Origin of the sequence: Caballeronia sp. SL2Y3 (assembly GCF_022879575.1) — a bacterium.
In the GTDB taxonomy this organism is placed as follows: domain Bacteria; phylum Pseudomonadota; class Gammaproteobacteria; order Burkholderiales; family Burkholderiaceae; genus Caballeronia.
In genome coordinates this window covers 595,667-614,151 of record NZ_CP084263.1, presented here as the reverse complement: position 1 = coordinate 614,151, position 18,485 = coordinate 595,667, and the positions used below count along the sequence as shown (strand labels likewise).

At 64.6% G+C, this 18,485-nt stretch carries 22 protein-coding genes; 8 read left to right on the top strand and 14 right to left on the bottom strand.

What is annotated here, in order from left to right:
* Window positions 1-49: 49 nt before the first annotated feature.
* Entirely contained in the window at window positions 50-1,549 is a 1,500-nt protein-coding gene (locus tag LDZ26_RS25195) for a SulP family inorganic anion transporter (RefSeq protein ID WP_244851441.1), read from the bottom strand.
* Between the two features lie 176 nt (window positions 1,550-1,725).
* A complete protein-coding gene (locus tag LDZ26_RS25190; RefSeq protein WP_370650769.1) occupies window positions 1,726-2,730 on the bottom strand; it encodes a serine protease in 1,005 nt (334 codons plus the stop codon).
* Between the two features lie 424 nt (window positions 2,731-3,154).
* On the opposite strand from LDZ26_RS25190, the gene LDZ26_RS25185 reads away from it, so the two are divergent.
* From LDZ26_RS25185 to LDZ26_RS25175, 3 genes are all read left to right on the top strand, one after another.
* Complete coding sequence (locus tag LDZ26_RS25185; RefSeq protein ID WP_244851440.1) at window positions 3,155-3,436, top strand: hypothetical protein; 282 nt, start codon at window positions 3,155-3,157, stop codon at window positions 3,434-3,436.
* Window positions 3,437-3,477: 41 nt separating this feature from the next.
* Window positions 3,478-3,777, top strand: a complete 300-nt coding sequence (locus tag LDZ26_RS25180) for a hypothetical protein (protein ID WP_370650768.1) — start codon at window positions 3,478-3,480, stop codon at window positions 3,775-3,777.
* A 100-nt stretch (window positions 3,778-3,877) separates the two neighbouring features.
* Window positions 3,878-4,600 (top strand): TetR/AcrR family transcriptional regulator, encoded by a 723-nt coding sequence (locus LDZ26_RS25175; RefSeq protein ID WP_244851439.1) that lies wholly within the window; start codon window positions 3,878-3,880, stop codon window positions 4,598-4,600.
* Between the two features lie 45 nt (window positions 4,601-4,645).
* On the opposite strand, the gene LDZ26_RS25170 is transcribed toward LDZ26_RS25175, so the two are convergent.
* Window positions 4,646-5,518, bottom strand: coding sequence for a LysR family transcriptional regulator (locus LDZ26_RS25170; RefSeq protein ID WP_244851438.1), 873 nt, complete (start codon window positions 5,516-5,518; stop codon window positions 4,646-4,648).
* A 96-nt stretch (window positions 5,519-5,614) separates the two neighbouring features.
* Between LDZ26_RS25170 and LDZ26_RS25165 the strand changes: the two genes are divergently transcribed.
* Complete coding sequence (locus tag LDZ26_RS25165; protein WP_244851437.1) at window positions 5,615-6,814, top strand: YbfB/YjiJ family MFS transporter; 1,200 nt, start codon at window positions 5,615-5,617, stop codon at window positions 6,812-6,814.
* Between the two features lie 47 nt (window positions 6,815-6,861).
* On the opposite strand, the gene LDZ26_RS25160 is transcribed toward LDZ26_RS25165, so the two are convergent.
* From LDZ26_RS25160 to LDZ26_RS25140, 5 genes are all read right to left on the bottom strand, one after another.
* The gene (locus LDZ26_RS25160) at window positions 6,862-7,380 is read right to left on the bottom strand and encodes a DUF2934 domain-containing protein (RefSeq protein ID WP_244851436.1); all 519 of its coding nucleotides are present in this window, start codon (window positions 7,378-7,380) and stop codon (window positions 6,862-6,864) included.
* Between the two features lie 158 nt (window positions 7,381-7,538).
* Entirely contained in the window at window positions 7,539-7,958 is a 420-nt protein-coding gene (locus LDZ26_RS25155) for an organic hydroperoxide resistance protein (RefSeq protein ID WP_305038326.1), read from the bottom strand.
* A 47-nt stretch (window positions 7,959-8,005) separates the two neighbouring features.
* A complete protein-coding gene (locus LDZ26_RS25150) occupies window positions 8,006-8,224 on the bottom strand; it encodes a DUF4148 domain-containing protein (RefSeq protein ID WP_244851435.1) in 219 nt (72 codons plus the stop codon).
* 69 nt (window positions 8,225-8,293) lie between these two features.
* Window positions 8,294-8,512, bottom strand: coding sequence for a DUF4148 domain-containing protein (locus LDZ26_RS25145; protein ID WP_244851434.1), 219 nt, complete (start codon window positions 8,510-8,512; stop codon window positions 8,294-8,296).
* A gap of 69 nt (window positions 8,513-8,581) precedes the next feature.
* Window positions 8,582-8,800, bottom strand: a complete 219-nt coding sequence (locus tag LDZ26_RS25140; RefSeq protein WP_244851433.1) for a DUF4148 domain-containing protein — start codon at window positions 8,798-8,800, stop codon at window positions 8,582-8,584.
* Window positions 8,801-9,197: 397 nt separating this feature from the next.
* Here LDZ26_RS25140 and LDZ26_RS25585 point away from each other — a divergent pair, with 397 nt between their 5' ends.
* The 3 genes from LDZ26_RS25585 to LDZ26_RS25130 are packed head-to-tail and all read left to right on the top strand — an operon-like array spanning window position 9,198 to window position 11,408.
* On the top strand, window positions 9,198-9,320 hold the full coding sequence (locus LDZ26_RS25585; protein ID WP_255775099.1) for a hypothetical protein: 123 nt from the start codon (window positions 9,198-9,200) through the stop codon (window positions 9,318-9,320).
* Window positions 9,321-9,327: 7 nt separating this feature from the next.
* Window positions 9,328-10,068, top strand: coding sequence for a response regulator (locus LDZ26_RS25135; protein WP_244851432.1), 741 nt, complete (start codon window positions 9,328-9,330; stop codon window positions 10,066-10,068).
* Entirely contained in the window at window positions 10,065-11,408 is a 1,344-nt protein-coding gene (locus LDZ26_RS25130) for a HAMP domain-containing sensor histidine kinase (RefSeq protein WP_244851431.1), read from the top strand. The genes LDZ26_RS25135 and LDZ26_RS25130 overlap by 4 nt, the downstream gene beginning before the upstream one ends.
* 770 nt (window positions 11,409-12,178) lie before the next feature.
* Here the strand turns inward: LDZ26_RS25130 and LDZ26_RS25125 are convergent.
* A complete protein-coding gene (locus LDZ26_RS25125) occupies window positions 12,179-12,475 on the bottom strand; it encodes a DUF4148 domain-containing protein (RefSeq protein WP_244851430.1) in 297 nt (98 codons plus the stop codon).
* A gap of 162 nt (window positions 12,476-12,637) precedes the next feature.
* The gene (locus LDZ26_RS25120) at window positions 12,638-14,407 is read right to left on the bottom strand and encodes a cytochrome c biogenesis protein DipZ (RefSeq protein ID WP_244851429.1); all 1,770 of its coding nucleotides are present in this window, start codon (window positions 14,405-14,407) and stop codon (window positions 12,638-12,640) included.
* A gap of 207 nt (window positions 14,408-14,614) precedes the next feature.
* On the opposite strand from LDZ26_RS25120, the gene LDZ26_RS25115 reads away from it, so the two are divergent.
* A complete protein-coding gene (locus tag LDZ26_RS25115; protein WP_244851428.1) occupies window positions 14,615-15,178 on the top strand; it encodes a thioredoxin family protein in 564 nt (187 codons plus the stop codon).
* A gap of 61 nt (window positions 15,179-15,239) precedes the next feature.
* Here LDZ26_RS25115 and LDZ26_RS25110 read toward each other — a convergent pair whose 3' ends face one another.
* From LDZ26_RS25110 to fabG, 4 genes are all read right to left on the bottom strand, one after another.
* Window positions 15,240-15,686: a hypothetical protein gene (locus LDZ26_RS25110; RefSeq protein ID WP_244851427.1), complete on the bottom strand. Its 447-nt coding sequence runs from the start codon at window positions 15,684-15,686 to the stop codon at window positions 15,240-15,242.
* Complete coding sequence (locus tag LDZ26_RS25105) at window positions 15,670-16,335, bottom strand: M35 family metallo-endopeptidase (RefSeq protein WP_244851426.1); 666 nt, start codon at window positions 16,333-16,335, stop codon at window positions 15,670-15,672. The genes LDZ26_RS25110 and LDZ26_RS25105 overlap by 17 nt, the downstream gene beginning before the upstream one ends.
* Window positions 16,336-16,888: 553 nt before the next feature.
* On the bottom strand, window positions 16,889-17,680 hold the full coding sequence (locus LDZ26_RS25100) for an SDR family oxidoreductase (protein WP_244851425.1): 792 nt from the start codon (window positions 17,678-17,680) through the stop codon (window positions 16,889-16,891).
* Between the two features lie 58 nt (window positions 17,681-17,738).
* On the bottom strand, window positions 17,739-18,479 hold the full coding sequence (gene fabG / locus LDZ26_RS25095) for a 3-oxoacyl-[acyl-carrier-protein] reductase (RefSeq protein ID WP_244851424.1): 741 nt from the start codon (window positions 18,477-18,479) through the stop codon (window positions 17,739-17,741).
* Window positions 18,480-18,485: the final 6 nt, after the last annotated feature.

Genomic DNA, 18,485 nt, shown 5'->3' with positions numbered 1-18,485 from the left:
GCGGATCGCACGCCTTTCATGCGGCATTCAACCGGTATTCAACCGGCATTCAACCGGCATTCAGGTTCCCGCTCAACCGCGCATGAAATGCCCGGCTGCGCTCGTCCAGGCCGACGAACTGCACGGCTGCATCGCGCTGCCGATACTTGTTCTGGATGGAATCCAGCACCGCGACGGTCGATGCATCCCAGACCTGCGATTTCGCGAAGTCGATGACGACCGAGCGCGGATCGGCCTCGTACTCGAACTGGTCCACGAGATCGTTGCTGCTGCCGAAGAAAAGCGGTCCGTGCACTTCGTAACGCACGCTTTCGCCGTCGTCCGATACGGCGCGCGTCGTGCGGATCACGTGAGCGACGCGGCGCGCGAACAGGACCGTCGCCAACAGCACGCCGCCGACCACGCCGATGGCGAGATTGCCTGTGTACACGGTCAGCGCAATGGAAGTGAGCATGACGGACGTCTCCATGAGCGGCATGCGGCGCAGCGTGGCCGGGCGCAGGCTGTGCCAGTCCACCGTCTTGACCGCGACGACCATCATCACGCCGGCGAGCGCGACCATCGGGATGCGCGCCATCACCGAACTCAGGCCGGTGATGAGCAAAAGCAGCGTGGCCGCCGCCGCGAGCGTGGACACGCGCGTGCGCGCCCCGCCGATCTCCACGTTCACGACCGTCTGCCCGATCATCGCGCAGCCGGCAATGCCGCCGAACGCGCCCGCGCCGAGATTCGCGAGCCCGAGCGCCCACGATTCGCGCGACTTGTGCGAACGGGTCGCGGTCACTTCGTCGACGAGCTTCGCGGTCAGCAGCGTCTCCAGCAAGCCGACGAACGCAATCGATACCGCCGTCTGCCAGACGATCTTCAACGTGCTCAGATCGAACGGCGCGGACCAGAGCGTGAGGCCGGGCAGGTCCGACGACATGGGCCGGTCGCCGCCGACCGTCGGCACCGACCAGTGCAACGCAATGGCGAGCACGGTGGCCACGATGATCGCGATGAGCGGCGCCGGCACCGCCCGCGTCACGCGCGGCCCGATCACGACGATGGCGAGCGTAATCGCGAACAGCACGTACACGGCAAGCGGCTTGTCGACGAGGTGCGGAATCTGCGCGCAGAAAATAAGGACGCCGAGCGCGTTGACGAAACCGAGCATGACCGAGCGCGGAATGAAGCGCACGATGCGCGCGAAGCCCAGCGCGCCGAACGCGATCTGTATCAAGCCCGCGAGCAGCACGGCGGGCAGAATGTAGCCCGCGCCGTGCGCGTGGACCATCGGCGCGACGACGAGCGCCACCGAACCCGCCGCGGCCGTCACCATGGCGGGCCGTCCGCCGAGCAGCGACGTGACGATCAGCAGCACGACCGAGGCGAACAGCGCCGAACGCGGCTCGACGCCCGAAATGAAGGCGAACGAAATGACTTCGGGGATCAGCGCGAGGCTCGTCACGACACCCGCGAGAATCTCCCGCACCCATTCGGCGCGTGAAGACGGCAATGAGAGGCGCGAGACGACGCGCGTGTGAGTCCCGGTCGCGGGTTGGGTCATGACGGTATGGATTCGGACGAAGACGTGCGGCGCGAGTGCGCCGGACACGAAGACAACAGAGGCTCGGCCCGCTGGCAACGCGATGGCTGCGGTTCGCGCATGCGATGCGTCGGGACGCGACGAAGAGCGCGTATTTTAACAGGATGGTGAAAATCGCGTCCGGACGGGGCGCTCGCTCAACGCGTCAGCGTCATGAGGATGTCGGAGTACCACGCGCTGTTCAGGCCGAGCGTTTCATCCACCTGCACATCGCGCGAGCCCATGTCGATCGTCGATGAGTGAATCCCCAGCAGCAGCCACGGCAGGCTCAATTCATCAGGACTCCCTACCTTCGACGGGTCGCGCGTGACGACCGGCGCGCCGCTCGTGCCGCGATGCGTGCGCGCATCGGTGATGAAGCATCCCTTGCCCTGGAAGCGCAGCCCGAACGCCGACGCGATGACGCCCTGCCTCACGACCGGCAGATGATGCAGCGAATCGTGAAAGCCCAGCGGAAAACCGACGATCAGCACCGAAGCGCCGACCGGCAGCTCGCCGTCGGGCCTCGGCAGATGCTCGGGACCGAACGCATCGAAGCGCGCGGTTTCAGGCAGGCGATCCCGCTGCAGTTCGAGCACCGCGACGTCGATCGCGCCGCCGTCATCCGCGCCTTCTCGCCAGAGCGCCACGCCATCCGCATACAGCGGCAACGAGAACCACGTCGAAGCGCCGAGGTTGTCGGCGTCGATGTGCAATTCGATTTCGAGCCGATCCGGAAAGTGTTCGCTCGGCGCATCGCTCACCACATGACGGCTCGTCACGAGAAAGAGCCGTTCATCGCGGGCGAAGAAGAATCCGCTCGCATTCGTCAGATGCGCTTCCTGCGCGAAGGTCCTGACGCGCGCAGCGGTGAGCAGCAGCGCATCGACAGCGGGCTTGCGCGGCACCGGGCGTTCATCCGAGGCATGCGTGCCCGGTTGCAGGGCATCGCGTCGCAGTTGGCCGAGCAGGACGACCAGCGCGTCGCGTTGCGGCGTTGCTTCGTCGGACGATAAAAACGCCTCCACCGGCATCTCCGATGCCTGCCCGCCCGAAGCCGCGTTAGGGACATGCTGAACGACGCGCGATTCGTCGGCGCCGATACGCAAGCGCCATGTATCGCCATTGGGGCTCGAATAGACGTCGAGGATCTGCGCTTGCATGAGTGAGTGTCCTGTTGAAGCGCCATTGCGCATTGCGCTGATGACGACTGTGCGGCGAGCGACGCGAGCGCCCGATGTGAGTCTTTGATTCGAAGCCGCGGTGAATGCTAATGCGGACCATGAGGCGCCAGGGAATCACGCGCCTCTTGCAGGAAGGATGTGTCGAGTGCGGTCCATTATAGGCACATCGTGCGGCAACGTCGTGGCCTCTTTGAACGCTTCGAGCCGTTCGGGACGCCAGCCGGAAATTTCGCTGTACAAAGTCTCCGAAGCGCGTACGATGGACTGGCTGAGCGACTCGTGACCGACGGCGAATGACCCCCGCATGGATTGCGGCCGTGCAACGCGGCCAATGCGTCATCACTACCGATACTTTCCACGCCCACTACTTATTTGCCGCCACCGCGCGGCGCGAGAGCCTCTTATGACAGTCGACTTCCGTCTCTACCGTGGTCTGGAAATTTATCCGCTCGTGTTTTCGCACCGGCCGGCGGTCTCGGGCCGCGCGCACAATTACGACGACGGTTTCGACGCCGCCGTGCGCATTCAGGAGCCGGGCGTCGCGGACGGCGTGACGCGAAGCCGCGTGTTCAGGCTCGACGCGCGAGAGCCGTTTCGAAACGCGGGGGATGCGCGGCGCGCATCGACCGCGTATGCCGAGACTATGATCGACACGTGCGCGAAGGATCGGACGCTCTTCGATTGACGCGCACAACGGCTGACACGCCGCATCGAAGGAAGAGCATCATGCAACCGACTTCATCCCGCTATCGCATCGACCCGACGCCCCGCAGGGCGGATGGCGAATACATCGCTCACGCGCGCATCAGTGCGACCAACGCGGACGGCAGCGAGACCGACGTCCTCATGAGCGGCGATCTCGCAGGCTTCGACTTGCGCGACGACGCGGTGGCCTTCGCGCGGCAATGGGCGCAGGAATGGCTCGCCGCGCGGTTCGGCTCGTTCGCGGACGAAGCGCCCGTTGCAGGCGCGCATCGCGCGATGACGGATGAACGCCCATCGCGCGGTGAGTCTTCTTTGCCGTGACCTGACAGACCGCGCGCACTCGCCATGCGCAGCGGTCTTTGACATTTCGCCGTGAATGCATCACCATAAGTTTCCAATGTAAATATGCGATGCAACCGTCATGATCGACAAGAGCGAAAGCGGTCTCGCCGAGCCGACGCGCGCGAGAAAGCGCGCGACGAAGCCAACGGCAGAAGAACAGCACAAGCCCTATCACCACGGGTCGCTGCCGCAAGCGTTGTTGCAGGCCGCCGAAGTGGTTCTGAAGCGCGAAGGCATCAGCGGATTGAGTCTCAGAGCCATCGCGCGCGAGGCGGGCGTGTCGCATACCGCGCCTCAGCATCACTTCGGCGACACAGCGGGCGTGCTGAGCGAACTCGCGGCCGATGGCTTCATGCGTCTGTCGGCGTGCATCGCGAATAGCGCGCGGGACGTGCAAGACGCGTCGGAGAGGCCGAGGGCCATCGCGCGTGGCTATATCGATTTCGCGAAGAAGAACCCGGATCTCATGCGGCTGATGTCGCGCGGCGAGATGTTCGATGCCGAAAGGCCATCGCTCATCGAGGCGCGACGAACCGCTGGCCTCGCGTTGGCCGGCGTGTTTGGCGACGTGCGGACCGCGCCGCTCGGCCCGCCATCGGGCAAGCATACTTTCGGGCCGATGGACGCCTCGCGCGCCGTCGCGCTCACCGCAGCGTGGGCGTATGTGCACGGCCTCGCCTTGCTGTTGATCGATGGTCGTCTGGACGGACTCGCCGCATCCGCCGAAGGCATTCGCCATGCAGACGATCTCGTCATGGCGGCGATCGATCAGGTGCAGTTGAGCATCGGCAAGGCCTCGTGACGAGCGACGCTGGCGGCGCGGGCGACGCGGGCGACGCGTAGGCGCTCACGACCGCGCGAGCAGCAAGTCGCGCAATGCGCCGAGCGCCGCCGAGAAGTGCCCCTTGCGCCACACGAGCAGCGTGCTCACCCGGCCGAGATCGCCGAGCGAATGCAGTTCCACTTCGTCGGCCAGTCCCGCCAGTTCGAGCACCGAGCGCGGCGCGACAGCCACGCCCGCGCCCGCTGACACGCACGCGACGATGGCGTGATACGAACCCAGCTCCAGCACGCGCGCCGGCCGGATGCCTTGCTCCTCGTACCAGCGCATCGCATACGCGCGATACGCGCAGCCGCGCTCGAACGCGACGAGCGTGAGCCCGGCGATCTGCTGCGCCATGGCGGTCGGATGCTGCCCGCGCGGCGTAACCAGCACGAGTTCTTCCTCGAACACGGGAACCGTTTCGAACTGTTCGGCGGGAAGCGCGTTCGGCTCGATCGGACGCGCGAGCACGGCGGCATCGACTTCATAGGCGCGCACGCTGTCGATGAGCGCGCGGGTCACGCCCGTCGCCAGTTCCAGCGTCACGTCCGGCCAGCGTTGATGGTAGGCCGCCAGCACGCGCGGCAGCCGGCTCGCGGCGGTGCTTTCCATGGTGCCGAGACGCAAACGCCCTTGCGGACGGTTTTCCCGCACCGCGTGACGCGCTTCGTCGGCCAGCGCCAGCAGGCGTTCGGCGTAGGGCAGCAGCGTCTCGCCCGCGGGCGTGAGCACGAGCTTTCGGCCGTTGCGCTCGAAAAGCTCGGTGCCGAGCGTCTCCTCCAGCTGGCGAATGCGCGTGGTCACGTTCGACTGCACGCGATCGAGCTTGGCCGCCGCTTTCGTCACGCCTGCTTCGCGCACGACAGTCCGGAAAATCGCCAATGAGCCGAGGTCCATGATCTGCATCCGAGATTGATCGCATCTTGATTATTCATTTTTCAAGATGCGGCGGTCAAGCTAGCATCGGGTGACTGCTCGTCTTTTTTGATCCTCATGGCTACGTCTGCTGAAGCTCACGCACCGTCAAAGCATTCCGCGCGCGATGCCGCGCTCGCCTGTGCCGTCGCGCTCGCCGTGGCGCTCGGCGTCGGTCGATTCGCGTTCACGCCGCTCTTGCCGTTGATGCTCAAGAGCGGCGCGCTCGATATTCGTCAGGGCGGATGGCTCGCATCGGCGAATTACGCGGGATATCTGATCGGCGCGCTCACGTGCGCGGCGATCCGCGTCGATCACGGCCGCATGGTGCGGCTCGCGCTCGTGACGACCGCCGTCTTCACGCTGGCGATGGGCGTCGTGCACGCCTTCTGGGCGTGGACCGCGATCCGCTTCGCGGCGGGCGTCGTCAGCGCGTGGGCGTTCGTGTTCGCATCGCAATGGGGCCTGCGACGCCTCGCGGAATTGAACGCGCACGGCATGAGCGGCGTGATCTACGCGGGACCGGGTGTCGGCATCGTTGCGACAGGGCTGCTCGGCGCGGGTGCTGCCGCGTACGGCGTCAGCGCGCCGTGGGTCTGGGCGGGCTTCGCGGCGTGCTCGGCCGTGGCGATCGCGTTCATCTGGCAGGCATTCGCGCTGACGCCTTCGCCGGCCTCCGGGCACGCGCACGCTGCAAGCGCCACCGCGCACGCCTCGACCCGTGGCGATGCGTTCTGGCTCGTCAGCCTGTATGGTCTCGCCGGTTTCGGCTACATCATCACCGCGACGTTTCTGCCGGTCATCGCGCGACACGCGTTGCCGGGGTCGCCGTGGCCCGATCTGTTCTGGCCGGCGTTCGGGCTGGCGCTGATGGTGGGCGCGGTCTTCGGCGCGCGTCTGCCGATTGCATGGGATAACCGGCGCTTGCTGGCTGCGTGCTATCTCGTGCAGGCGGCGGGCATATGTCTCGGCGTCGTGTCGCCGACCGCCATCGGACTCGGCGCGGGCACCGTGCTGCTCGGCTTGCCATTCACCGCGATCACCCTCTTCGCCATGCGCGAAGCGCGCCGCTTGCGCGGCGATGCGGCAGCCGGCCTGATGGGCTACGCGACGGGCGCGTATGGCCTCGGACAGATCGTCGGGCCGATCGTCGCCGCGCCGATTGCCGAGCGAACCGGATCGTTCTCGTACGCGCTCTGGATCGCGGCTGCGGCGCTGGCGCTGGGCGCGGTCGCGTTGGCAATCGTGAGCAGGCGCGGCAGCGGCGCGGACGCTTAGCGAACCGCGCCCCGCGTCGTTATGCCTATTGGACGCTCGCCGCAGGCCTAGTTCGACTCGGCCTGCCCTTCGGCGGCCTTGGTCCTGCGCGGCTTCTTCGCGGGCTTGGGAGCTTCGGCCTCCGCCGACTTGCTGCCGCGTTTGGCTTTCGGTTCGCTCGTGCTCGCAGCGGAGGCGGACTTTGCCTTCGCTTCCGTCGCCGGTTCCTTCGCCTTCGTTGGCTTCTTCGCGGCCGACTTCGCCGCAGTCTTGGTCGCGGTCTTCGCTGCGGTCTTCACCGACGGCGTCTTCGTCTTGGCTTTCGTCTTCTTGTCGGCCTCGGACGTGTCGGAAGTATCAGAGATCGCGGAGGCCGCAGCGCCCTTCTTGCCCTTCGCCGGCTTCTTTGCGCTCGAGCCCGCATGCTCGTCGGTGACCGCATCGCGCGACGGCGCGACGCCTTCTTCCTTCAGTTGAGCGATGGCCTGCTGCCAATACACGTGATCGCGCCCGGAATGACGGCCATCGGCCTCCCAGAGGAGATAGGCACGGGTTCGGATATCTTCTTCGCGCAACTTGGACTGCATCGTGACTCCGAGAGCTGAGTGAGGTTCAAGCGAACATATCAGGTCGTCTCGCGCCCATCAACCGCGGACCGCGCAATCGACGACCGTTCTCGCTCAAGGCACGCGCCATGCCCGCTTTCGCGCGTTGCGGCGGCGAGCGCATCATCGCGCCGCCGCGCTCACACAACCGTGATCGTCACGTCGATGTTGCCGCGCGTCGCCTTCGAGTACGGGCAGGTCTGATGCGCGCCCTCGACGATCGCGTGCGCCGTATCGCGGTCGATGCCCGGCAGGCTGACCGCAAGCCGCGCGCGCAGCAGGTACGCGCCGTCGTGCGTGCCGAGATCCACTTCAGCGTCGACGGCCGTATCGTCGGGCAGCTTCACTTGCAACACGGCGGCGGCCTTGCGCATTGCGCCGATGAAACACGCCGACCAGCCTGCTGCGAACATCTGCTCGGGGTTGGTGCCCGCGCCCGCCGCGCCGGGCGTCGAGAGCTTCACGTCGAGCCGGCCGTCGGAGCTGCGCGCGTGTCCTTCGCGGCCTCCGGTCACGCGCGTCTTGCCGGTATAAAGCACAGTGTCCATGTGTGTCGTCATGGTGATCCTCGAATGTTTGAAAATCAGGCGATGCGATGCGCGAGTCTTCAGCTACCGCGATAGAGACTCGCCAGCGCCGCAATCTGTCCGCTCTTTTGCGCCTGCACGAGTTCGCTGCGGACTTCAGCGCGCGTCTTGCCCATGACGCGATGCACCGCCGACGACTGTGTATCCTGCGACGCGGGCGCGATATCGTTGACTGCGGCTTGCGCGGCTCCCGCAAAAGCGCTGGCGGCGACGAACAAAGCGATGATCGAGGTTTTCATGATTAAGCTCCTTGAGGTTGGAAGTGATCTTCGAATGATTGGAAATCAGGCGATGCCCAACGCAGTCACTCAGCTACCGCGATAGAGACTCGCCAGCGCCGCAATCTGTCCGCTCTTTTGCGCCTGCACGAGTTCGCTGCGGACTTCGGCGCGCGTCTTGCCCATCACGCGATGCACCGCCGCCGACTGCGTATCCTGCGACGCGGGCGCGGTATCGTTGACTGCGGCTTGCGCGGCTCCTGCGAATGCACTGGCGGCGACGAACAAAGCGATGATCGAGGTTTTCATGATTAAGCTCCTTGAGGTTGGAAGTGATCTTCGAATGATTGGAAATCAGGCGATGTGCAACGCAGTCACTCAGCTACCGCGATAGAGACTCGCCAGCGCCGCGATCTGTCCGCTCTTCTGCGCCTGCACGAGTTCGCTGCGGACTTCGGCGCGCGTCTTGCCCATCACGCGATGCACCGCCGCGGACTGCGTATCCTGCGACACGGGCGCGTTGTCGTTGACTGCGGCTTGCGCGGCTCCCGCGAATGCGCTGGCGGCGACGAACAAAGCGATGATCGAGGTCTTCATGATTAAGCTCCTTGAGGTTGAAAGTGACGACGCTTATCAGGTGCCGGCCCGCGCTCAATTGCCTGTTATTTGCGTCAGTACTTGCGTGTGTACTTGCGTTGTCTGCACCGTCTGCTGCCGTGACGCCATTGAAACGCGCTCGTGTATCCGCCATGTTTCAGATGAGCGCCCTCTTCGAATCGCTCTGTATCAGGCCGCCGTCGGATACATGCCGATACAAACGCGGCGCCGCGCGCTTCTCAGCTCGATCGACGCATGAGCGACGCATGACCGACGCCTGCAACGCTATGTATCGCGCAAAGCCGCGGATACACTGCGATACAAAACGCGCCGCCCGTGTGTCGAAACCGCGCGCGTTCTGGGCTATAAAGCTTGCATGTCAACGCTGGAGTCATCCGTGAAACGCATGCTGGCAATCGTCGCCTTCCTCGCGGGCGGACTGGCGGCCGAACTCGCGCATCCGGTGCAGTGCCTGTTGCTCACGCCCGCCCGGGTGCAATTCAAGCGCAAGAAGCCATGAGCGATCGATGGAAACCACCGACCACATGCTGATCGTCGACGACGACCGCGGCATCCGCGAACTGCTCGCGACGTATCTGGAGAAGAACGGCATGCGCGTGTCGCTTGCCGCCAACGGCCGACAGATGCGCGCCGTGCTCGAACAGGGCGCGCCGGATCTGATCGTGCTCGACCTGATGCTGCCGGGCGAAGACGGACTCGTGCTATGCCGCGAATTGCGCGCGGGCAAGTTCCGCTCCGTTCCGGTGCTCATGCTGACCGCGCGCAACGAGGAAGCCGATCGCATTCTCGGCCTCGAAATGGGCGCGGACGACTATCTGCCGAAACCGTTCGCCGTGCGCGAACTGCTCGCGCGCATGCGCTCCGTTCTGCGCCGCACGCGCATGCTGCCGCCCGGCATGCAGGTGACGGAGACCGCACCCGTGCTGGCTTTCGGCGACTGGCGGCTCGACACGACCGCGCGCCATCTGCTCGATGCCGACGGCACGATGGTCGCGCTCTCCGGCGCCGAATATCGCTTGCTGCGCGTGTTTCTGGATCATCCGCAGCGCGTGCTCACGCGCGATCAGTTGCTCAATCTGACGCAAGGCCGTCAGGCCGATCCGTTCGACCGCTCCATCGATCTGCTCGTGAGCCGCCTGCGTCAGCGCCTGAAGGACGAAGCGCGCGAGCCGCGCTACATCAAGACGCTGCGCAGCGAAGGCTATGTGTTCTCGGCGGCGGTGACGCCGCTCGGCGGTACGCCATGAGCGCGCGCATCGGGGTATCGGACGAAGCGCCGCGGGCAGCCGCCGCGTGGCTGCGCCTGCCGCGCACGCTCTTCGCGCGGCTCGCCGTCATCCTGCTGATCGGGCTCGCGGTGGCGCAGGCGGCCGCGTTCTGGCTCACCATGACCGAGCGCGACCGGAGCATGACGAACGTGATGACGGGCTACGTCCAGCGCGAAGTGGCGAGTTCGGTCGCGCTGCTGGATCATCTGCCGCCCGGCGAGCGCGCCGCGTGGCTGCCGCGGCTCGCGCGGCGCACGTACGATTTCATACTCGGTCCGGGCGTGAGCGGCGCGCCGCCGGACGCCGCGTTGTCCGAGCGATTCGCGCAGTCGATCGCCGAGGGCATCGGCAAGCGTTATCCGCTGACGGCGAACGCGGTGCCCGGTCACGCCGAACGGTTCCAGATTCACTTGCGCCTCTCCGACGGCTCGCCGCTCACCATCGACATGCGCCCGATGCAGGGCACGCCGCTGTCGAGCTGGCTGCCCTTCGTGCTTGCGTTGCAACTTGTCGTGGTCGTTGCGTGTTGCTGGCTCGCGGTGCGCCTGGCCACGCGCCCGCTCGCGCAACTGGCGCAGGCGGCCGACACGCTCGGTCCCGATCTCAAGGGACAGCGCCTGCCCGAAGAAGGCCCGGACGAAGTGCTGCGCGCGGCGAAGGCGTTCAACGCGATGCAGGATCGCGTCGCGATGTACATGGCGCAGCGCATGCAGATCCTCGCTGCCATCACGCACGATCTGCAAACGCCGATCACCCGCATGCGCCTGCGCGTGGACGTGATGGACGACGCCGCGACCGGCGCGAAGCTGCGGCAGGACCTGCAGGAGATGGAAACGCTCGTGAAAGAAGGCGTGACGTACGCGCGGACCTTGCACGGCACGCAGGAAGCGCCGGTGCGTATCGATCCGGATGCGCTGATCGAAAGCATCGTCGACGACTACCGCGACGCGAGAAAGAGCGTGTCGCTCGAAGGCCGCATCGGCCATGCGATGGTGACGCGACCGCAGGCGTTGCGGCGCATCGTCGGCAATCTCGTCGACAATGCGCTGAAGTTTTCGGGCGCGGCGGAGATCGAGATGAAGGCGCTCGCCGATGGCCGCGCGTGCATCTCGGTGATGGATCGCGGACCGGGCATTCCGGAAGCGTCGCTCGAAGCGGTATTCGAGCCTTTCGTGCGGCTGGAAAGCTCGCGCAATCGCGATACGGGCGGCACGGGACTGGGACTTGCGATTGCGCGGCAACTCGCGCGGGCAATGGACGCCACGTTGACGTTGCATGGGCGCGAGGGCGGCGGGTTGGAGGCGCGGCTGGTGGTGTGAGTGGTGGTTTCGCGTTGTGGGCTGCGCGGCTTGTTCCCTGCGATCGAAGCTCGCCGGAAGTTTGAGCATGGCGGCGGATGCTTGGGATTGCGCCGGCTATTGACGCGACGTTGACCTCGAATTGCGTGAAGGCGGCGGTTTGAAAGCGCCGCTGGTTTCGTGAACGGCCGTTACGCGTTGCATCCTGCACGACGTGCTCGCGCGATGCGATGCGGGTGGAAAGCTCGGTCAATCGGGACACGAGCGGCACGCCGCCGGCGCTTGCGATCGCGCGGCGAGTCGCGCGGGCTATCAACGGCAACTTGGATTTGGATCGCGCGAAGGCGGCGGTTTGGAAGCGCCGCTGGTGTCGCGAACGGCGGTTATGCGTTGCATGCTGCACGAGTTTCTTGCGCGATGCGACGCTCGCGGGAGGTCGAGCAATCGGCATGTCAGCGTGGCGCGGGAATTCGCGCGGGCTATCAACGGCAACTTGAGCTCGAATCGTGCGGAGGCGGCGGTTTGAAAGCGCGACTGGCGTGATTAACACCGGTTAGAAGTATGAGCAGACGCATCGCCAAGACGCGACGTCGAGTGGAAGCTTGAAGCAATCCAGACGCGACCGGCACACCGCTGAAACTCGCAATCGCGCGACAACTCGCGATGAACGCCACGACGAACTCGCATCCGCGCAAAGGCGGCGGTTCGAAGGCGCGGCTGGCGTCGTATCGCGCGAAGGCCCGGCGTTCGCACCGCGCAACCACTTCCGCGCGATACGAACGCCATCCACATCACGGACGCGCGTACAACGAGCCCAGACCAACGACCTCACCCTGTCGCGCGCCCGCCTGCGACGCGCCGGCCACTGCGCCGCCATATGCGGCATCGCCCGAATGCAGGCGCGCAACGGCGGCCTCTATGTTCTTCGGATACTGCGAATGATCGCTTGCCGGGTTATAGCCGGCCTGCTCCAGTTGAACGAGTTCCGCACGCACTTGCGCGCGCGTGATGCCGTCCGCGCTCTGCGCAAAGGTAACGATGGGCGCGACGGCAAGCGCGGCGGCAGCACTCAGTTGCATGGCTTTCATGATGTTCTCCGAAGGTCGAGGGGTTGACTGCAAGACCGGAATCGAACCGGCCTTGCATGAGACGTATTGAAACGCGCGAACGTATCTGGCTTGTTTCCGCTTTGGCTGCGCAGTGCAAGCGCATATGTCACGCGCCGCGCCGGATACACAGCGATACAGAGATCAGCCGAAGGTGAATGCATAAGCTCGCGCGCCGCCGTCGAGAAACTCGATCTGGAACGTGCGGTCATCGACGGTTCCGCTCTGGCGCACGAGTTGATAGAGGCGCGCGGCATCGACGACGCCGTTGCCGTTCGCATCGACGTCCGCGCCGTGCGACGCGCCCGGCGCCGCGCCATCCACGGTCACGCGAAAGCGCACCGGCTTGCCGTCGGCGGCGGGCGCGAGCACGAGATGAAGATCGCGCGCATGAAAGCGATACGCGATGCGCGCATGCGGCGCCGCCGGCACGGCCGCCTCCGCGCCGACGGTCCACTGCCCGCCGAGCGCCCATTCGTTCAGCGCAAGACGGGGCGGCAGCGCGTAGTCGGCGGCGGCATCGCGCACGACTTGCTGGCTGGACGCCTGTCCTTCTGCCTCGCGATAGCCGACATACGTTTCGCTCGACGCCTCGTGCGCCGGATCGGCGGCCACTTGCGTGCCGCTTGCGACGACGGCCGGGCGCGCGCTCGCGTCCGGCGTGCTGGCCGCATCGCCGAGCAATTGCCGGATCACATGCTCGGCCTCCTGGTAGCCGCCTTCGCCGAAGTGGTGATAGCGGATGCGCCCTTCCTGATCGACGATATAGAACGCCGGCCAATAGCGATTGCCGAACGCTTGCCAGATGCGGTAATCGTTATCGACCGCGACGGGATACGACACGCGCAGATCCCGCAGCGCGCGCCGAACGTTGCCGGTGTCGTGCTCGAAGGCGAATTCGGGCGTATGCACGCCGAGCACGACGAGCCCGTTGCCGCCGTACTGCTGCGCCCACGTCCGCAGATACGGCAGCGTGCGCAGGCAGTTGATGCACGAGTACGTCCAGAAGTTGACGACGACGACCTTGCCGCGCAACGCATCGCGCGAAAGCGGCGGAGAGTTGAGCCACTGCGTCGCGCCGTCGAGCGCGGGCAGCGCGCCTTGTACCGGAAGATTCGCCGATGCGTTCGGAGACGACATCCCCACGCGCACGATGCGCGGCTTTTGCGCATCGCCGGTCGACGGCGTGCGCGCGGACAAGAGCGCGACGAGCCGGCTTTCGATGCCATCGGTCGAGACGCCATTGACGAGCGCGAGCACGCGCGTGTCGACGCCCGAAGCGATAGCGGCGACGGTCAACAGCACGAGCGCGCCCATCGCGCGGCGCACGTGCTCGCCGATGCCGAACGATCGCTTGAGGCCGTCGAGCGCGCGCTTGCCGAGCGACGACGCCACCGCGAGCGCGCACGCCGCGCCTGTCGCATAGGCCGCGAGCGCCGCGCCGGTGTGCCAGTTCGCGCCATTGAGCGCTGCGCCTGAGAGAATCGCGCCGAGTATCGGACCGGCGCACGGCGCCCAAAGCAGGCCGGTGGCCGCGCCGAGCAGCATCGCCGGAAGAATGCGGCGCGATGCGCTTTGCGCCTGAGACCGCGCGATGAAGCGATCCGCCAGCGCCGAGAGCGGCAACGCGAGGCGTGCGGCGATAGCGGGAAAGAGCAGCGATGCGCCGAACAGCGCGAACAGCCCGAGCGCGAGCCAGCGGCCGTACTGACTCAACTGCGCCGCGCCCGCGAGACCCGCCGCGCCCACGCCGGTGACGAGCGTGAACATGCCGGCGAGGCCGGCGAGCAACGGCAGGCGATCGGTGAGAAACGGCCGGTCGGTGCGTGCGAAGATGAGCGGCACGACCGGCAGAATGCAGGGACTGAGCACGGTGAACGCGCCGCCCAGAAAAGCCACGATGATCAGCAACATGAGACTGGCCTCCATGAAATAAGCGATGGCGCTATTTCACGGCTGACATGTATCGCGCGAATGTCTCGATCAGGGCGTTATGTATCGCAATGTATCCGCGGCGCGCGGCGATACATGACGACGCGATTCGCTTCGACGCGGGACACAGTGCGGATACATCGGCGCGCTGCAATACGGGCTGACATCAACCACCCAAGGAGAGTCACCATGTACGGTCGTCTGAGGATTGCAGCAGTCGCGCTCGGCATCGCGGCGACGGCGGGCTTTGCGGCATTCGCGTCGAACGGCGCGTCGGCGCTCGGCTCCGCGGCTATCGCGAACGGAGAACAAGCGCCCGAGTTCACGGGCATCGACAACTGGTTCAACAGCGCGCCGCTGCAATTGAAGCAGTTGCGGGGGAAGGTGGTGCTCGTCGATTTCTGGACCTTCGACTGCATCAACTGCGCGCACACGCTGCCGTATATCAAGGAGTGGAACGCGCGCTATCGCGACAAGGGGCTCGTGGTGATCGGCGTGCATTCGCCGGAATTCGCATTCGAACGCGATACGGGCAATCTCAAGAAAGCGATTGCGAAGAACGGCATTACGTATCCGGTCGCGCAGGACAACCAGTTCGCGACATGGCAGGCTTACGGCAATCAGTACTGGCCCGCGCTGTATCTGATCGATCAGAACGGCAAGCTCGTGTACAGCCACTTCGGCGAAGGGCAGTACGCGCAGACGGAGGAGAAGATCAAGAGCTTGCTGGGGGATGGGGAGAAGTGGGAGTGAGCGGGACTGATCCGCGAGCCGCTCAGAATCTTGTGAGCGGCTCTCGCATGCGGGATTCTCTTTAGTCGCTAGGCCGCTGACAGCAATTGTCCGGGCAGCCCGGACTTAGCTGCAAAGTGGCCGAATCCTCTTCTGGGAGGTAGCTCGACGGATTCCCAAGAGAACCGACTTCGCTCTTTACCTCAATCGGCGCTCTGATCAAACCCGCGTCTAACGCTGCTTTGGCCGTGTTCACTGCACGCCGGGACGCGAGCGTTTGGGGTGTGTCTTCATTGGGCGTCGCAGCGCCGTCGACCAATAACCACTGATGCAGCGGAAATCGCGCGTTCATTTCCGCAGCCCAAGCGTTCAGGCGGGCTTTCTCCTCAACCGACGGCTCTGAGCTTCCCTTGCCGAAATGGACAATATAATGCTGCGCGGGCATATTCAACGACCCGTTGCAAGCCGCTTCGCTGGAAGCCGAAACCACCAGTGCGCCAATGATCGTCCAGTTAATCAATGCTTTCATCGTAGACGACGAACCCCGCGAGAGAGTCAGCGTTACTTAATGCCAATGCAGAGTTGCGTTGTCCCCAAAGGGCCAATGGCGTCGAAATCGAATACATTTCATCGGTACTGTCGAACGTATCGACGAAATGCGTCACCTCGTGAATTAGCGTCGAGACGCGAGAATCGGCGAACATCTTGAAGTTGGTGAGCGTAGTGCAGAATTGAATGGCAATTGCAATTCTTCGGGTGGTAATGTTGGGCTTGCACACGTGCGCCGCCTCACCATCCAGATTCTTCAAGTTCGGCGCGCAACCCAGGGAACGGTCCTCATCGGATAGTGAACGAATCAGATTAGTCGGTCTCAGATCACCCAGGACCCGACTGACTTTCTCAAACCCGGCTATCAGATAGCGGCGACTAGACTCATCGCTAGTTCCAAACCAAAAAGTCATTCTCTCTTTGGTCTTAGCGTCGTACCGTCTCAAATCAGCCAGCCGTCGCTCGACCAGGCCTTGCGAAGATTTGAGCAGCCTGGCGGCGAGTTCACGAAACTCGCGGTCCGTCATATTGGGACAAATAGGCGTCGAATCGATGAAGACTGTGGTCGATGATCCCTCCACCGTGTTTGTCGTTGCGCTTCCTACTTCAAAAAATTCCTGATCCGCCATGCTCATACACCTTCTACATGCAGCCGAAGTGTTTCGGGACCCGAGGCCGCGATCCGTTGGGTTCTGCCGAGCGCGTCTGTCGTTCCCTCAGTCACTCGCCCCGATCCGCAATGGATGCGATAGCGACAACCTGCGAGCGGCTCGCCACTCCCAGCGTCGCAGAGGATGAACTGCTCGTCGTAGCTTCGCCAGTACTCCGCCGTGCCCCTAATGCAAGACATATCGCGGAAAACCAAGCCTTAGTCATAAACCACTGAGGTGCCCAACTTCAGGTCAACGTCCCGCCGATTGACCCGCACCACTCGACTTATTGTACTCCTAACGTTTATTTCCGAAAGCTACTAAGGCCGCTCTCTTGGGCCTATGGCGCGACGGATAGTCGGAATCGCCAGGTTAGCGCGGGTACTCTTCGAAGTGTGTGCCAGTCATGGCGATAGGCACCGTCCTCTTGGTCGGCGGGGCGACGTGTATGGACCGCTATCTCGCTGAAGTTATTCGTTGCGGTAAACGCTGCATCCCGCAGAAGGCGGCGCTAAGACAATAACACCCCGCCTCACAAATACTCCACGTTCCCATCCACGCTGATAGCCTGCCCCGTGACGTTCCCCGCCGCAGGCGAAGCAAGAAAAAGCGTCATCGCTGCGATGTCCTCGACCGTCACCATGCGACGCAGCGATATCTTCTTCAGATACTCGTCGCGCATGGCATCGAACGTAGCGCCGACCGACTGCGCGCGCGCCGCGATCACGCGATCCATCCGTTCGCCCTGCACCACGCCGGGCAAGATCGCGTTGACGCGAATGTTGCTCGGGCCCAGCTCGATAGCGAGCGACTTCATGAGGCCCACGAGCGCCCACTTCGTCGCGGCATACGGCGTGCGAAACGCATAGCCGAGCCGCCCCGCCACCGACGACATCGTGACGATGCTCGCCCGCTCCGACGTCTCTTTCATAAGCGGAACGGCCTTGCGCAAGAAGTAGAACTGGCTGTTGAGATTGGTCGTGACCGTGCGCTCCCATTGCGAGGGGTCGAGTTCTTCGACCGGTCCCGTCGGACCCGCGATGCCCGCGTTGTTCACGAGCACGTCGAGGCCGCCGAGCGCGGCGCGCGCTTCGTCGATGACGTGATCGACCTGCTGCGGATCGCTCACGTCGGCCACGCAGCCATGCAGCGACGCATGCGTGGCCGTGAAGCGTTGGACCGCCGCGGCATCCACATCGCAGATGAATACATGGGCCTGCGTCTCAAGAAAGGCTTGTGCAATGCCCGCGCCGATGCCCGACGCCGCGCCGGTGACGAGAACGCGCAAGCCCGGCTGCGGTTTCAAAAGTTCGAATGTGTTCATGTTCAGGTGGACCATGCGTTAGCGCGGGACCGTATCGAAGCATCGAGGCATCGAAGCATCAAAGCGTCATGCCGCCCGATACCTCGATGACCGCGCCGTTGATATAGCTCGCTTCGTCGCTTGCGAGAAAGGCGTAGACGTTGGCGACTTCTTCAGGGCGCCCGAGCCGTCCGAGCGGCACTTGCGCGCGCATCTTGCCGAGCACGTCGTCGGGGATCGTCGACAGAATCGGCGTCTCGACGAAACCCGGCGCGACCGCGTTCACGCGAATGCCCTTGGGCCCCAGTTCACGGCTCCAGGTCTTCGTAAAGCCGATCACGCCGAACTTGGACGCCGCGTAATTGGTCTGCCCGAAGTTGCCGTAGATGCCGACCACCGAACTCGCGTTCAGAATCACGCCCGAGCCTTGCGCGATCATGCCGTCCACCACCGCCTGGCTTGCATGGAACACGGCGCGCAGATTCACGTCGATCACGGCATCGAACTGTTCGATGGTCATCTTCTGCAGACGCGCATCGCGCGTGATGCCCGCGTTGTTCACGAGCACGTCGATTCTGCCGTGCCGCTCGCGCACGGCGGCGACCATCGCATCCACGCTGTCACGGTCGGACATGTCGACGCGAAACGCCGAAGCCTCAGCGCCGGCCTCGCGGCATTGTGCGATCACGTCTTTCGCGGCTGAGTCGTTGATATCGCACACGACGACGATCGCGCCTTCGCGCGCGAACTTCAATGCCGTGGCCGCGCCGATGCCCTGTCCCGCGCCCGTGATGATCGCTACTTTGTTCTGGAGTCTCATCGTTCA